Origin of the sequence: Pseudomonas oryzicola, assembly GCF_014269185.2 — a bacterium.
GTDB classification, from domain to species: domain Bacteria; phylum Pseudomonadota; class Gammaproteobacteria; order Pseudomonadales; family Pseudomonadaceae; genus Aquipseudomonas; species Aquipseudomonas oryzicola.
The window spans coordinates 1658007-1672770 of record NZ_JABWRZ020000001.1 but is presented as its reverse complement, the minus strand read 5'-3'; the positions used below and the strand labels follow the sequence as shown (position 1 = coordinate 1672770).

Annotated in this window: 15 protein-coding genes and 1 pseudogene; 6 read left to right on the top strand and 10 right to left on the bottom strand. The window is 56.3% G+C overall.

The genetic code is table 11. The annotated features are described in order from the left end of the window. Window position 1 precedes the first annotated feature (1 nt). Window positions 2-130, bottom strand: a complete 129-nt coding sequence (locus HU760_RS24550) for a PA1414 family protein (protein ID WP_009683677.1) — start codon at window positions 128-130, stop codon at window positions 2-4. Window positions 131-254: 124 nt separating this feature from the next. Next, a complete protein-coding gene (ptrR, locus tag HU760_RS07560; protein WP_186676266.1) occupies window positions 255-1148 on the bottom strand; it encodes a putrescine utilization regulator PtrR in 894 nt (297 codons plus the stop codon). Window positions 1149-1254: 106 nt separating this feature from the next. Between ptrR and HU760_RS07555 the strand changes: the two genes are divergently transcribed. Next, entirely contained in the window at window positions 1255-2424 is a 1170-nt protein-coding gene (locus tag HU760_RS07555) for an MFS transporter (RefSeq protein ID WP_186676264.1), read from the top strand. A 65-nt stretch (window positions 2425-2489) separates the two neighbouring features. Here the strand turns inward: HU760_RS07555 and HU760_RS07550 are convergent, their stop codons facing one another. The 3 genes from HU760_RS07550 to HU760_RS07540 all read right to left on the bottom strand — a co-directional run bounded on the left by HU760_RS07550 (window position 2490) and on the right by HU760_RS07540 (window position 4250). Then, the gene (locus HU760_RS07550) at window positions 2490-3416 is read right to left on the bottom strand and encodes a DMT family transporter (protein WP_186676262.1); all 927 of its coding nucleotides are present in this window, start codon (window positions 3414-3416) and stop codon (window positions 2490-2492) included. 106 nt (window positions 3417-3522) lie between these two features. Continuing rightward, window positions 3523-3918: a transcriptional regulator gene (locus HU760_RS07545; RefSeq protein ID WP_186676260.1), complete on the bottom strand. Its 396-nt coding sequence runs from the start codon at window positions 3916-3918 to the stop codon at window positions 3523-3525. A 77-nt stretch (window positions 3919-3995) separates the two neighbouring features. Continuing rightward, the gene (locus HU760_RS07540) at window positions 3996-4250 is read right to left on the bottom strand and encodes a BrnA antitoxin family protein (protein WP_186676258.1); all 255 of its coding nucleotides are present in this window, start codon (window positions 4248-4250) and stop codon (window positions 3996-3998) included. Window positions 4251-4484: 234 nt separating this feature from the next. On the opposite strand from HU760_RS07540, the gene HU760_RS07535 reads away from it, so the two are divergent. Next, window positions 4485-4757, top strand: a complete 273-nt coding sequence (locus tag HU760_RS07535) for a hypothetical protein (RefSeq protein ID WP_186676256.1) — start codon at window positions 4485-4487, stop codon at window positions 4755-4757. Between the two features lie 152 nt (window positions 4758-4909). On the opposite strand, the gene HU760_RS07530 is transcribed toward HU760_RS07535, so the two are convergent. Further along, a complete protein-coding gene (locus HU760_RS07530) occupies window positions 4910-6232 on the bottom strand; it encodes a DEAD/DEAH box helicase (protein WP_186676254.1) in 1323 nt (440 codons plus the stop codon). A 141-nt stretch (window positions 6233-6373) separates the two neighbouring features. Between HU760_RS07530 and HU760_RS07525 the strand changes: the two genes are divergently transcribed. After that, window positions 6374-7675, top strand: coding sequence for a mechanosensitive ion channel family protein (locus HU760_RS07525; RefSeq protein WP_186676245.1), 1302 nt, complete (start codon window positions 6374-6376; stop codon window positions 7673-7675). 44 nt (window positions 7676-7719) lie between these two features. Here HU760_RS07525 and HU760_RS07520 read toward each other — a convergent pair whose 3' ends face one another. Together HU760_RS07520 and HU760_RS07515 are read right to left on the bottom strand one after the other, a co-directional pair. Then, window positions 7720-8016 carry a DUF3077 domain-containing protein gene (locus HU760_RS07520; RefSeq protein WP_186676242.1) on the bottom strand — a complete coding sequence of 99 codons (297 nt, stop codon included), beginning with the start codon at window positions 8014-8016 and terminating at the stop codon, window positions 7720-7722. A gap of 97 nt (window positions 8017-8113) precedes the next feature. Beyond that, window positions 8114-8356: a hypothetical protein gene (locus HU760_RS07515; protein ID WP_186676240.1), complete on the bottom strand. Its 243-nt coding sequence runs from the start codon at window positions 8354-8356 to the stop codon at window positions 8114-8116. A 680-nt stretch (window positions 8357-9036) separates the two neighbouring features. Between HU760_RS07515 and HU760_RS07510 the strand changes: the two genes are divergently transcribed. Then, window positions 9037-10023 (top strand): HamA C-terminal domain-containing protein, encoded by a 987-nt coding sequence (locus HU760_RS07510; RefSeq protein WP_186676237.1) that lies wholly within the window; start codon window positions 9037-9039, stop codon window positions 10021-10023. Beyond that, window positions 10020-12677, top strand: a complete 2658-nt coding sequence (locus HU760_RS07505) for a DEAD/DEAH box helicase (protein WP_186676235.1) — start codon at window positions 10020-10022, stop codon at window positions 12675-12677. The genes HU760_RS07510 and HU760_RS07505 overlap by 4 nt, the downstream gene beginning before the upstream one ends. Before the next feature lie 53 nt (window positions 12678-12730). Here the strand turns inward: HU760_RS07505 and HU760_RS07500 are convergent, their stop codons facing one another. Both HU760_RS07500 and HU760_RS07495 read right to left on the bottom strand, forming a co-directional pair. Continuing rightward, window positions 12731-13441 (bottom strand): DarT1-associated NADAR antitoxin family protein, encoded by a 711-nt coding sequence (locus HU760_RS07500; protein WP_186676233.1) that lies wholly within the window; start codon window positions 13439-13441, stop codon window positions 12731-12733. Between the two features lie 4 nt (window positions 13442-13445). Further along, window positions 13446-14072, bottom strand: coding sequence for a DarT ssDNA thymidine ADP-ribosyltransferase family protein (locus tag HU760_RS07495; RefSeq protein ID WP_186676231.1), 627 nt, complete (start codon window positions 14070-14072; stop codon window positions 13446-13448). Window positions 14073-14354: 282 nt separating this feature from the next. Here HU760_RS07495 and HU760_RS24435 point away from each other — a divergent pair. Then, a pseudogene (locus tag HU760_RS24435) lies at window positions 14355-14734 on the top strand (mechanosensitive ion channel family protein); the annotation flags it as partial. Between the last annotated feature and the right edge of the window lie 30 nt (window positions 14735-14764).

The following is a 14764-nucleotide window of genomic DNA, read 5'->3' as shown; positions in this document are numbered from 1 at the left end:
ATCAGCGACGACGCGGTTGGCGCTTGCGCTGCTCTTCATCAGTCGGGATCGGCACCGGCTGCAAGGGTGGTGGAATCAGCCCCAAGGCGACAGCCAGGTCATGGAGCCAGTTGGACAGTGGTTTATTCATAATGCCCCCTTGACGGGTCAGCCTCACGGCAATTCAATCCTGCGATGCTTCATACAGATCATAGCCCCATGTTCTGTATAACGCATGCCTCTGTGCCTACAGATACGGGCCATTTTGATACGGATCAAGCCGTAACGGGGCATTCCGACGACTGGTTAATCGTTTCGCTTTGTTGCAGGTCGATCCACGCCTGCAAATTCGCCCCGCGCATGCCCTGGCGCCACATCAACCAGGTGACCGCCTGATCGAACGGCGCCTGCAAGCGGTGCACCCGCACCCGGTCACGCCCGGGCAGGCTATCGAGCATCGACTGGGCCATCATCGCCACCCCCGCACCGGCGATCACGCAGGCCAGCATGCTTTGGTACGACTCGATTTCCATCACCCGGCCCATTGGCGTATGGGCATGGGCATACCAGGCCTCCAGGCGCATGCGGTACGAGCAGCCCTGGCGGAAGGTGAACACCGCCCTGCCCGCCACGTCCCTGGCCGTGTGCACGGGCGGGTGCTCGGGGCTGGTGATCAGCACCAGTTGTTCATCGCATAGTGGTACCCCATCCAGCCCGGCCAGGCTCGGCGGCCCGTCCACCAGGGCCGCGTCCAGGCTGTGGTTGAGCAGACCCTCCAGCAGCTCGCCACTGGGCGCCGCACGCACCTGCAGGTTTACCGCCGGGTAAGCCTGGTGATAACGCGCCAAGAGCCCCGGCAGGTGCGTCGCCGCCGTGCTGTACATGGTCCCCAGCACAAAATCCCCGGCTGGCTGGCCGCCGCGCACGGCGGCCTGGGCCTCGTCGCGCAAGGCGGACAGGCGCTGGGCGTAGTCCAGCAACACCTTGCCCGCAGGCGACAACTGCAGGCGCTGGCGTTCACGCAGGAACAGCTCGACGCCCAGGTGTTCTTCCAGCTGGCGCAAGCGCGTCGACAGGTTCGACGGCACGCGGTGCAGGCGCTCTGCGGCACGGGTGAGCGAGCCCTCCTCGGCCACGGCCTGGAAGATACGCAGTTGGCTGAATTCCACGACATTCTCCAAAACAGAACAACTTGATCATCATTATTCAATTTTATTGAAAATAAAACCGCCCTAACCTGCCGGTCATCGCTTACATCCGTGCAGGAGACTTGTCATGTCGCCACTCATTCAACTGCTGGCCAGCGCCGTGGCGCTGATGATGGCCATGGGCATCGGCCGTTTCGCCCTGACCCCGCAGCTGCCGCAACTGATCGCCGAAGGCCAGTTCGACCTGACGGTCGCCGGGCTGGTGGCCGCGGCCAACTACCTGGGTTACTTCATCGGCGCGGTCGATGCCATGTTCGCCCGCTCGCCGGGCCAGGTGCGCCTGCGCCTGCACGGTGGGCTGTGGCTGTGCGTACTGCTGACCCTGGCCTCATGGGCCGCAGACGGGTTCTGGAGCCACCTGCTGTTGCGCTTCGGCACCGGCGTGGCCAGCGCCTGGGTGCTGGTGATGATCACCAGCCTGAGCCAACAGGTGGCCAATGCCGACAACCGCCAGCGCCTGGGTGCCCTGGTGTTCGCGGGGCCCGGCCTGGGCATTGCGCTGACTGGTTTGCTGGCGCTGGTGGCGCATTTGTGGGGGCTCGGCTCGGCAGCACTGTGGCTGATCTATGCCGTGGCCGCGCTGGTGATGCTGCTGGCGGTCAGGCCCTGGCTACCCCAGGCACTGCAGGCAGCGCCCGCACCGTCTGTGCACCAGGGCCCGCAACGCCGCGTCGGTATCGGCCGCCTGGGGCTGGTGTATGCCCTGTATGGCGTGGGTTACATCCTGCCGGCCACCTTCCTGTCGCAAATGGCCAGCCAGCAGTTTCACGGGCAGTGGCTGGCCGACCTGTTCTGGCCGGCGTTCGGCCTGGCGGCGGCGCTGGGTGTGCTGCTGGTGAGCCTGCGCCGCGGCGGGCGTACTTCGACCTGGCTGACCGCCACCCTGTGGCTACAAGGGTTGGGTGTGCTGGCCTGCCTGATCGGTGGGGGTGTCGGGTTGGCCTTGGGCGTGCTGCTGTGTGGCGCGCCATTCCTGGCTTGCATGCAGTTGGTGATGCAACGTTCGCGAGAGCTGGCGCCGCACGCCACGCAGCGCAATGCCGGGTTGCTGACGGCGTGCTTTGCCCTGGGGCAGTTGAGCGGGCCGCTGCTGGCGGCGCTGAGCAGCCATTACAGCGGCGGGCTGCAACCCGCGTTGATGCTGGCGGCGGGTGGGTTGGTGGTGGCTGGTGGGCTGGTGCAACTGGCGGGTAATGCACGGCAGGGCAATGCCTGCCAGGCCAGGACCACATCCTGAATAGCGCTTGCCGGTACTGGCCACTTCGCGGTCAAACCCGCGAAGTGGCTGGCACAGGCGACAATTCATCCCACAAACCGCCGCAATTGCTGCTTCACCCAAGGCTCGGCACTCACCAGGATCACCCCCAGCAGCACCATCAACGCGCCGATCACGAAGTTCATGCTCAACGGCTCACCCAGCAGCAACACGCCAAAGGTGACCCCGAACAGTGGGGTAATGAACGAAAATACCGCCAGGTTCGACGCCAGGTATTTGCGCAGCAACCAGAACCATGTCAGGTAACTGATGAACGACACCACGATGCCCTGGAACAGCACGCTGCCGATTGCCAGCGGTGTCAACACCACCGCACCGATCTGCCCGCTGAGCAAGGCGATCAACAGCAACCCGGCAAAGCCCACCGCCAGTTGGTAGAACAGGGTCAGGGTGGCAGGCGCTTCCGACAGCCGCGAGCAGCGCACCACCACGGTGGTCGCCCCCCAGGCCAGGCCGGCAATCACGCCAAAGGCATCCCCCAGCAGGGTACGGCCATCCAGCTGCTCGAACGACATGCCGCCGGCGAATGCCGTGGCGATGCCGCCGAAGGCCAGCAGAATGCCCAGCCATTGCAGCAGCCGCAGGCGCTCGCTGGGCAGGCGGAAATGCAGGCCCAACGCGGTGAATACCGGCGCGGTATAGAGAAACACCGACATGTGCGCCGCTGAGGTCAGCTTCAGCCCCTCGGCAATGAACAGAAACTCGAGGCCGAACAAGCCACCTGCCAACACCCCGGCACGCCAGGTGCTGCCGAGTTGGCCCCAGCCACCACGCCAGCACAGCATCAGCCCTACCAGCACGGCGGCAATGCCGTTGCGCAGCGCCGCCTGCATCACCGGCGCGATATCGACAGCGGCGGTCTTGATCAGCACCTGCTGGCAGCCCCAGATCAGGCACAGCCCCAGCATCACCTGCAAGGCAAAGGCGTCGGGGTTCTTGCGGACCGCGCTCATCGGCGGGCCTTCGGGGTAATCATGGGCATGGGCAAGGGCTCGGCAGTGTTCGGAAGCTACCGATTATCGGGCTTCCCGGGCTGCCCTTGCCAGCCTCAAAACGACCTCAGGCAATCTGCGCCTTCGCCGACACCTGCTCGAAGGTGATTTCGTCCAGCGCATCCTCCTGCTCATCCAGCACCTGGCGCGGGTGCTCGAAGCCGGGGATGCTGCTGTCGATCAGGCTCATCAGACGCGAACCGCGTTCGGTCAGCACGAAATTCTCACCGTTGCCGCCATCCTCTTCGGGGCGGCTTTCGATGTAGCCACGTTCGAACAGCAGCTTTTCGTATTCGCAGGCACGGGTTTTAAGGTGGTCCAGGTCGCCCACCGGCTCTCCCTTGGCGGCCAGTGCCGCAGCGTGCTGCTCGGCATAAGGGCGTGGCGTGAAGCTGTGACCGGCGCCGTTCTGCACCTCGTGCAGCAAGCGTTCGATCAGGTCCCAGTCGTAGGCGATGCTCATGGCTATGGGCTCCTGCTGTGGACGGAATGGGTACACAGGGTGGGACCCGTCGTGACTGCCGAGCGTTCCGAAAGATCTCAGCGTTGACGTTGCTGCGCCTGCATGTACTGGCGCAACAACTGATTGATCTGGGTCTGGTAGCCGCTACCCTGCCCCTTGAACCAGGCGAGGACATCGGAATCCAGGCGAATGGTCACTGCCTGCTTGGCTGGCACTCGCAATTCAGCCTCGCGGAAGAAATTTTCATCCAGTTCGGGAATATCCGAGGTATCAATAGCTCGGTCGTCCTGGCCGGCCAGGCGACTCCAATCAGTTTTCGATGCTTTGGTCATAGTGTTTGGCCATCTGGTGGCTTTGCGTGCAGAGGCTGAGACTAGGCAGCAATCGACAATTATTCACTGGCCGCAGATCGCTTTGGGAAAAGGACTACTGCTTGAAGCGGAAGCAACCTAACCAACCAGCGAGCAAGCCTCGGTTAGCGCTGGGTATAGCCATCGGTCGAAGCTGCTGAACTAATGGCCAGGCACACACCTCCACCGGGCATCACAACGCCTGAGGTATAAAGGATGAAACCGCTGCTGCCCATTGCCTGCGCCACGGCCCTGTTCTGCGCCCTGCCTGTCTGGGCCTGCACGCCGGAGGAAGCGACGCAGAAACGTGAAGAGCTGGCCGGGTTGGTTACCCAGCTGACCGAGCAGAACCCGCAGAAGGCCAAGGAGATCAATGACGAGCTGCAAGGGATGGAGCTGGGGACGGCGAGCAAGGACTTGCCCGACAAGTGTCAGCTGATCGACAAGCGGATCCAGGAGCTGAAAGCGGCCGAGAAGAAGGCTGATTGACCGCTTGCAGCCGGCATGCGCCCTGTAGGAGCGGCCTGGCGTCGCGAAAGGGCCGCAATGCGGCCCCGGATGGGAATCTCGGGGCTGCTGCGCAGCCCTTTCGCGACGCAAGGCCGCTCCTACAAAGAACGCTCAGCCTGTGACGGCGCTGGTTACTCCGCCGCCGCCTTGCGCTTCTTCAACGGTGCCAAGCCATCGGAGCTGGCCAGCGGTGCATTGGCCTTCGGCTTGGCGGTTGGCTTGCGCTTGGCCGCGGCTTTCTTGTCACCCGACTTCTTCTCGACCTTTTTCTTCTTGCTACCGGCCGCCTTGCCCGAGGCCTTGACCTTCTTCGGCCCGTTGTAGGTGCCCTTCACTTCCTTGATCACCCGGCGCTCGAACTGCTGCTTGAGGTAGCGCTCGATGCTCGACATCAGGTTCCAGTCGTTGTGGGTGATCAGCGAGATCGCCAGGCCTTCGCCACCGGCACGGCCAGTACGGCCCACGCGGTGCACATACTCGTCACCGCTGCGCGGCATGTCGAAGTTGATCACCAGGTCCAGGCCGTCGATGTCCAGGCCACGGGCGGCCACGTCGGTGGCCACCAGCACCTTGGAACTGCCCTGCTTGAAGCGGTCCAGGGCCAGCTTGCGGTCCTTCTGGTCCTTTTCGCCGTGCAGCACGAAGGCCTTCACGTCCTTGGCCACCAGGTGGCCGTAGATGCGGTCGGCCAAGGCGCGGGTGTTGGTGAAGATGATCGCCTTGTCGAACGTCTCGTTGGCCAGCAGCCACTGCACGATCTGCTCTTTGTGCTGGTCGTGGTCGGCGGTGATGATCTGCTGGCGGGTGCCTTCGGCCAGCTGCGAGACGCTGTTGAGCATCAGGTGCTCCGGGTCTTTCAGCACCTTGCCGATGATGTCGCGCAGCGCCGCACCGCCGGTGGTGGCCGAGAACAGCAGGGTTTGCTGGCGGTTCTCGCACTCCTTGCACAGGCGCTCCATGTCTTCGGCGAAGCCCATGTCGAGCATGCGGTCGGCTTCGTCGAGGATCAGCACCTGCACATGGGACAGGTCGAGGTTGCCGGCGTTGAGCTGCTCCAGCAGACGGCCCGGGGTACCGATCAGCACGTCCGGCACCTTGCGCAGCATGGCGGCCTGTTCCTTGAAGTCTTCACCACCGGTGACCAGGCCCGCCTTGATGTAGGTGAACTGCGAGAACAGCTGCACCTGCTTGAGGGTCTGCTGGGCCAGTTCACGGGTCGGCAGCAGGATCAGCGCGCGGATCTCCACACGGCGCTCGCGCAAGTCGACCAGGCGGTTGAGCAGTGGCAGCACGAAGGCTGCGGTCTTGCCGCTGCCGGTCTGTGCGGTCACGCGCAGGTCACGCCCTTGCAGGGCCAGGGGGATGGCCGCGGCCTGCACCGGGGTTGGCTCGACAAAGTTAAGCTCGGCCACGGCTTTAAGCAGGCGTTCGTGCAGGGCGAATTGGGAGAACACGGAGGTAACCTCAGGCAAGTGCGGAAATTCAGTTGCATAGGGTAACGTTTTCTCTCGCCGGAGCCGAATTTCTTTTGGCAACTTTATTGCCATCCGCGCTCTAATGGCGCTTCGTTTGGCAACAAGACTGTACGCAAGCCCATGGATATCCAACGAATCTGGCGTGACTCCCTCGACCTGTGGGGCACCCTCGACCGCCATCCGATGCTGCACGCGGCCATTGGCCTGGCCGTGCTGCTGCTGATTTCCCTGGTCATCGGCCGCCTGGCGCGCTTCCTGGTGCTGCATGGCGCCCGCCTGCTGGCCCGCCAGCCGGCGCTGAGGTGGCTGGACGACTTGCGCAACAACAAGGTTTTCCACCGCCTGGCCCAGACCACGCCGTCGCTGGTGCTGCAGTTCGGCCTGAAACTGGTGCCGGAGCTGTCCGATACCGCCCAGCACTTCCTCGGTAATGTCGCCCTGGCCTTTACCCTGCTGTTCATGACCCTGGCGCTGTCGTGCCTGCTGGATGCCCTGCTGGACATCTATGCTCGCACCGAACACGCCCGCACCCGCTCGATCAAGGGTTACGTGCAACTGGCCAAGATGATGCTGTGGATCTTCGCCGCCATCGTCATCGTCGCCACCCTGATCGACCGCTCGCCGCTGTTGCTGCTGTCGGGCCTGGGTGCGATGTCGGCGGTGCTGTTGTTGGTGTACAAGGACACCCTGCTGTCGTTCGTTGCCAGCGTGCAGTTGACCAGCAACGACATGCTGCACGTGGGTGACTGGATCGAAATGCCCCAGGTCGGCGCCGATGGCGACGTGGTCGACATTACCCTGCACACGGTGAAGGTGCAGAACTTCGACAAGACCATCGTCTCCATCCCCACCTGGCGCCTGATGAGCGAGTCGTTCCGCAACTACCGCGGCATGCAGCAGTCTGGTGGCCGGCGCATCAAGCGCAGCCTGTTCATCGATGCCGCCGGGGTGCGCTTCCTCACCCGCGAGGAGGAACACCGCCTGAGCCAGGTGCACCTGCTGGCCGACTACCTTGCCGCCAAGCGCCAGGAGCTGCAGCGCTGGAACGAGGCCATGGGGCCGGTGGCCGAGCTGTCGGCCAACCGCCGCAAGCTCACTAACATCGGCACCTTCCGCGCCTTTGCCCTGGCCTACCTGAAGAACCACCCCAACGTGCACCCGAACATGACCTGCATGGTGCGGCAGATGCAGACCACCGCCGAGGGCGTGCCGCTGGAGATCTACTGCTTTACCACTACTACGGTTTGGGCGGATTACGAGCGGATCCAGGGGGATATCTTCGATTACTTGCTGGCGGTGTTGCCGGAGTTTGGGCTGAGCTTGTATCAGCAGCCGAGTGGCAATGACATGCGGGTGGGGTTGGCGGGGCGCGCGGCTCCAGAGCCAATGCCGCGCCGCCTTGAAGAGATGAACGAGGTTTGAGAATACCGGGGCTGCTTTGCAGCCCCTTCCCTTTTCAAGGCCGCTCAGAGTGGAGCGGCTGGACTGCGGTTATCAGCGCTTTTCATCATGCCCAGTTCGGCATCATCGAGCAGGGCCTTGGCCAAGGCGCAGAGGTAGTGCGAGGCCCAGAGTAGCTGGGGTTTGTCTTCCATCAGTCCGTCGATGGACAAATCGCGGGCATAGCCCATCAGTTCTGAAGCCTGTTCGCGGGCATTCTGGCAGGGGATGCCGGGCTCGATGCGAAACAGAGGATGGGTCTGGTTTTCACCCTGGTAGAAGGTGGTTTTGCCCACGGTGACTGGGGTTTCTTCGATGGCCATTGGTTCATCTCCCTGATATTGCAGATGCCTGGGCTGGCCCTGCCGCCGACAAGCCGGACTCACACCAGGCGCAGCCCCAGGCGAATCATGATGTGGATTAATGCAACGTCTGCGAGTCTGCTGGCCTTTGGACTTGAGCCAGCGCTGATTCGAGCAACCTGCGGAGGGCTTCCAGTTCGTGCATCGACGTCATGATCAACACCGAGACGGGTGATTTCGGTTGCATCAATACGGCTTGCTGAGCAACGGCTTCGGCGCATAGCGCGTAATCGGCGGCCATCAGCAGGGTGTCTTCCAGGGAATGGAGGTTGCAGGGTGGGTCGGGGACTATCTTCAGCATGGTGTAACCCTCAATTTGTGATTGGGACTACCGCCATTTGCTGTCAAACAAAGGGTGGCAGCTGTGCACGGGTTGACAGACCGGTCAAATTGAGAAACCCGGCGCGCCCGAAGGCGCCCCACGCACAGCTGCCATTGAAGGCAAAGCTGGGGATTGTAATTTGAGTCGGCCTGTCAAAGCCGGTCGTTGGATTGCAACGACTAGCCGAGACTAGAGGCCAACTGGGGACATCACAATGGGTGGCAGTATCTTTGGGAAATGCCCTACAAGAAAGGGGCAAAATCTGATTTTTTTAGCCGTTAGCCTTAACAGCATGTGACGCTTCCAGCCCATGTGATCAGCTGGCGCAAGGATTAGCAACGCCCAGAAACGTTAGCAAAGACGCGGACTTGACCCAACCAAACCGGACACCGGCACCCCGTTAACTTGATGCCGTTCTCATGTGCCCTAACTCTCCAGAGGCCTATCGAGGCACTTCGTCCTAAGGTCGGTCAACGCCCCAACCTCCACGCGGACAAAGAGTTCTGTAGGCCTGTAACCCTTGTCCGGGCCTCCAATCTTCGTCGAGCACAGATCGGCACCGCACTTATAATTCGTAGAACGTCCATCGTGGAAGCCACCACAAGCAGAACAACCGTAGTATCATTATGGCACTACACAGCTATCCAGAAGGGATTCAAATGCAAAAGCTGTTCGAGGGTATCACTTGGAGTGACTGTCTCACCGTCAAGACTGATTGGGTCGAAAAATTCTTCCATCCGATCCCCGAGGTAGTAGATCTCAAGGTCAGAGCACACGCTTTGTCCCTGAAATTTTCAGGGAACCGCCAAGAAAGCCTCGCTCTAGCAAAGTATGTTGGCAACCGGATCCAGCATTATGTTTTCGACAGGAACGAACTCGAAGAGTACGAAGAAAGAGACGAAAACCCTTACCCAATGGCATCAAGCTTCTTCGCGAACACTGACCCAGTATATGACGGAAAGTATGGAGAACTTATCCTTTACCTATTGGTGGAAGCCTTATTCAGAACCCCAATGGTATGCCACAAGTTAAGTCTACTTACAAATGTCAAAGATCAAGTCAAAGGTGGGGACGGAATATTTTTTGGTGAGCGGCACAACAACCTAGCTATATTAATTGGCGAATCCAAAATACATCAGGATCTCAGCGGCGCCATCGGAAGCTCGCTAGATTCAATTGACCGATTCAATCAAAACTACCTACCGAGCTCACTGGATCATGAGCTTTTTATCGCTCGATCCAACATCTCAAAAAATCTCACACTCGACCAGGCGAAGGCCCTGCTTAAAGCGTTTCGACCTGGAACAGACGAGTACCAAGCTTGCAACAAAATATTCCCAATCCTCCTCATTTACGATGACAAGAAAATTGACAGCATTGAAGAGGAAGCCGTCAATAGAGATCACGCAGAAAAGCTAGTTACGGAGTGGATACAGGAACATTCAAAAGAAGCTGTTGAAAATATCAGGTCACGACTTCAAAACAAATCCGAGCTACGAAAACTATTCCTAGAGTTCTTTCTAATCCCAATGAGCAGTGTCGAAACATTCAAGAAGACACTTTTCAAACAAATCCATGGAATAGAATTCAAAGAAACACCAAAACAACCGAGCCCTGAGAAGCCCGCTAGAAAGGCAGCTAAATGAATAGAGATACAGAAGCTCTCCCACTCGAGGCCTCTAAGGATGAAGGATTCGTAGAGACTTATGACAATTTGCTAAAAAATCTATTCCTCAGTAAACAGGCTGGGGAAACTGATGGAATATTTATCCCCCATCAAAAGCTTCAACACGCCACATGGCTTGCCTCAATTATTTCGCTAAGCAAGTCTGAAACATTAAAAAATTTGGCCAATTCCTTTGGCGCACTGCTACATCTCTACGCGCCTAACAACCCCGCATATCAGAAGGCGTGCTATATTATCCAATCAAGATCTGGAAACCTACTTTCAAGCAAGCACATTCCTAATATTTTTGAAAACGGTAAATATTTAAACAGCTTTGGCGCTCTCCTTGACCTTGAGCTTGGCACAACACGAGGCCGATTAACCCACAGACTAGAAGGTGCTGGCGAGTTTGTATTCACGGACTACCAGGCAAAGCTTTGGGCAGCAATTCGTAGCGGCGCTAATGTCGCAATTTCCGCCCCTACATCTGCCGGCAAGTCATTCATCATCAGGCGATACATTGTTGAAAAACTAAGAGCCAGTCCTGAAACAGCAATATTTGTGGTACCGACCAAAGCGCTTATCAACCAAGTAAGCATGGACTTCAAATCCGACCTTAAAGACCGCGCCCATGTCTATACCACATATCGCCCCCAAGATGATGGCGATGAAAAATCAACGGTCTATGTCTTGACCCCGGAACGATGCAACAAGCTGCTTCAGGACAAAACTATTAGACCGCCTAGAGTTATCTTCATTGATGAAATCCACAACCTTGAGGCGGAAGGTCGTGGCATGGTATTTGAAAACTGTCTTTACGGGCTGGTGGCAAGATTCCCCCAGAGCCAGTTCATCTTTGCCGGCCCCTTCATTGAGGACATCGTGACACCTCTAAAGGAGCTTTCAGGCTTAGAACTCATAGACGAAACCACAGTTGCCACTCCTGTATTCCAAGTCAAAGCTGCAATCACTTTCTTGTCAAGGAGTTATTCCGCTGAGTATCGGATTTTTAGCCAGACCGGCAACGTAATTTTTGGCGAAACAATTTTGAACAAAAGGCTTTTTTCTAAAGCCAAAAGCAAGAAAGGCCAAGCGATTGCTGCGTTCCTGGGAAATCTAAAACAGGACGAAAGCTGTATTGTTTTTGCACCTGGTAAAGCTACCGCTGAGAAATGGGCCCTCGAATTACCTCGCCCAACCAACTCAAGCCAAGAGCATGAAGATGCGATTGAGGAACTTATCGACTTCTTAGCCGATGAAATACACCCTGATTACTCGCTGATCAGAACACTGCGAAATGGTGTGGCGTTCCACCATGCCGGCTTGCCAGACATTGCCAGGATTGAAATCGAAGAATTGTATTCCAAGGAAGCGATTAGAAGCTTAGTATGCACATCGACATTGCTACAGGGCGTTAACCTACCTGCAGACAAGCTCATAGTTATCAGCCCTAAAAATGATAGCACACCCTTAACACCTTTCGAGTTCAAGAATCTAATTGGTCGGGCAGGGCGTATCAGCACCAACCTCTACGGTGAAGTCTACTGTTTGGAAGTAAAGGACGAAGAGTGGGGTGAAGAAAAGTTGACGAACCATGACAAGACTAAAATCAAAACTAACACGACCGCCATCCTTCAGACCCACACCGACTCAGTAATTCGATTCGCCACCGCCACCCGCAATGAAATATTCGAAAACCAAGATAACGGAAAATTATATACAACCATCTGTTACCTTAGGCACCTTTTCGTGTCTGACAAAAACCACTTTGATCGATTACTAGGTACATCACAAATAAGAAGTGATCAAAGAGAGGAATTAGAAGAAAAGCTATCTCAGGTAAAGGATCAGCTTTCCATACCTATGGAACTTCTTCGCCAAAACCCATACGTAGATCCGCTACTTCAAAATCAGCTTTATCTGGAGATCAAAGAAGATCCATTCTCCTGGATCCCAACCAACCACCCTAATACACGACGACTGCCTCCAGCGCCTGACGATATCAGCTTTAAAAATCAGAATTTTTATCAGCAATTTGATGACATCGCACGCAGACTAGATAGAATCTTCCATATAGAGAAAGAAGTTAACTCTAAATTCACAAATCCAGGCGAGTACGTCAGCATCGGCACATTGGTCTACGACGCTTACCAGTGGATGTCTGGAAAATCACACCGTTTCTTTATCGATAAATTCCTAAACAAGCTTTCTCAGAACCCTGACGACTTTTCTAGAGAGGAAGACACTGAGAGCGAGTCAAAAAAACGACCTGTAGACAAAGCCGCTAGGCACGTTACTAAAAACATCAGCAGCAATATAACATTTAAACTCGTTAAATACTTCTCACTTTGGTCAGATATAACCAAAGCCTGTACATCCGAGGCCGATCATGAGGAGTATGCATACGCACTAAGCCTTCCGTCCATGATTGAACTCGGAAGCTACGACCCTAGGGTACTTGAACTTATGTCACTTGGCATAAATAGAAGTATCGCACTCAAACTACGGAAAGATCTTCCAAAAGCCGTGGATAACGTTGAGGTTTGGCTCCAAAATTTTAACACTACCAAACTATCACCTCTGCTTCGCAGATACCTCGAACGTTCAGGACTCACGAAAAAGCATGATGAGTAATCATGCCACCGCTCGTAAAGGGGCTGTGTATAGCCCCTTTTAACATACAGAACTCATTTCAACATGTCACCCTGAATATCTTCATTTTGACTGGCGCTTGAGAGGAGAACATTGCTAACTGCCGACAAGAACGAATCCCTCGAGACAATAGCATCATCCAGCAAATTCTGCTTATACAATGAAACAAACAAGGCTAGGGAGTATGCCTGGCAGTTGATCGACTTCTCCGGATTGAACTCAATATCAGTAAAGGCCGAGTACGAAAGAATCTCATCAATCATATTCGGGGACTGCTTTTTCAGGGCATTAATATATAACCAATCATAAAAAGCCGTGCGCGGCTCAAGATCCCAATCCGTCCCGTAGAAACTGAACTTTACCAACCTACCTGAGCTTTTTATTCTCTCGTCAAGTTTTGCTTCACGAGATGTCTTTCCAAACAAATCTTTAAAGGGACCGCCCCTTTCAAAAACCTTGCTACCTTGGAAAGCACACTCCACACTCATCGTAAAATTCTGCTTCAGTGTAGTAAAACTCAAGTTGAAAGCACTCAGCTCCACCCCCAACTTCTCCTTGGACTTACTTGAAACCTCCAATATCTTACCGATAGTCGGTATAGCCTCTTTAGCAGCGGCGTGCAACGAGTCAATCGACCGCTGCTTCTGAGACACAGACATCCCTGGGAACCACTTGAAATCCACAGCGGCAGTTCGGGCAAGAGTCTTTGCCCCAGGTGTTGGAATGAAGACTGGTCTGGAAGCCATCAATCTACCTTACAAATGTGCGAGCAGCGAATAATCCACCAGAGGGGCTTTCAACCACCAATTGTCGATTACCACAAATGCCCGCATGGTTATCTCTAGCAAGCCTGCTATTGAAAGCCACCCCAAGTATCAGCTCTGGCTCAATCTTATCGAAGACTAACACTTCAGCCTGAGGATCTGTAGGGTCAGACGTCTTGAGCCTCTGCTGATGACGGGTGTTCAGCCCTTCAATCTCGTCAAACATGCCTTGGAATGCTGCCAGCGTTCGCAGGTTATCGAGTGGCTGTTGAGCCATCTCGTTGGTAGCCGCATTGCGCTGACAGAAACCACAATCCTTCGTCCAAAGCACTGAGGAGTCTATCCCTAGCACCACCCACTCGGTGTTTGGAACCTGGCGGTACTTGTAGAACATCTGGTAGTTGGGGAAGCCAATGGAAAGCGATGTGCCATCCAGATGCCCATCGAGACGGAGCTCGTCGTTGATGACTGGTCGGGTACGTAACGTGTCATGATCGCTAACCGGGCAGAGGCCGTGCTGCAGGATTGAGGCGAGGTTGGTGAGTCTGGTGAAGTGCACTAGGTAAGGAATTGCACGCATCTGGCTGTAGGCTTGTATTTCAGGTCTTGGCATAGCGGTACCTTGACGGTTTTGTGGGATACCTCAAGCCTAGTCAAGCGAAACGGGTTAGTAGTGGCTCAACGACATTATCTATGTAACAAAATGAGACCGCAACGGCGATTCAAAGGACTATGGTTTTATATAACAGATTAATTCCAATTCCCACAAAAACGCTTCAGCCAAACAGGCAAGGACGAAGAAGTAGCGCAGGACATCGCTCACACACCGTGCAAAACCACTTACAGAGCTATCATAACCACCAACTATCGATCCAGCATAAGGACAGGAACTGAAGGCTGGAACGAGGCGCTGGGGCCGGTGGCGTAGCTATCAGCCAACCGCCGCAAGCTCACCAACATCGGCATCTTCCGCGCCTTTGCCCCGGCCTATCTGGAGAACCACCCCAACGTGCACCCGAACGTGACCTGCATGGTGCGGCAGATGCAGACCATCGCCGAGGGTGTGCCGCTGGAAATCTACTGCTTTACCACGACCATGGTGTGGACGGATTACGGATCCGGGGGGATATCTTCGATTACTTGCTGGCGGTGTTGCCGGAGTTTGGGCTGAGCTTGTATCAACAGCCGAGTGGCAATGACATGCGGGTGGGGTTGGCGGGGCGTGCGGTGCCAGAACCGACGCCACGCCGCCTTGAAGAGATGAACCAGGTTTGAGAATACCGGGGCTGCTTTGCAGCCCCTGCC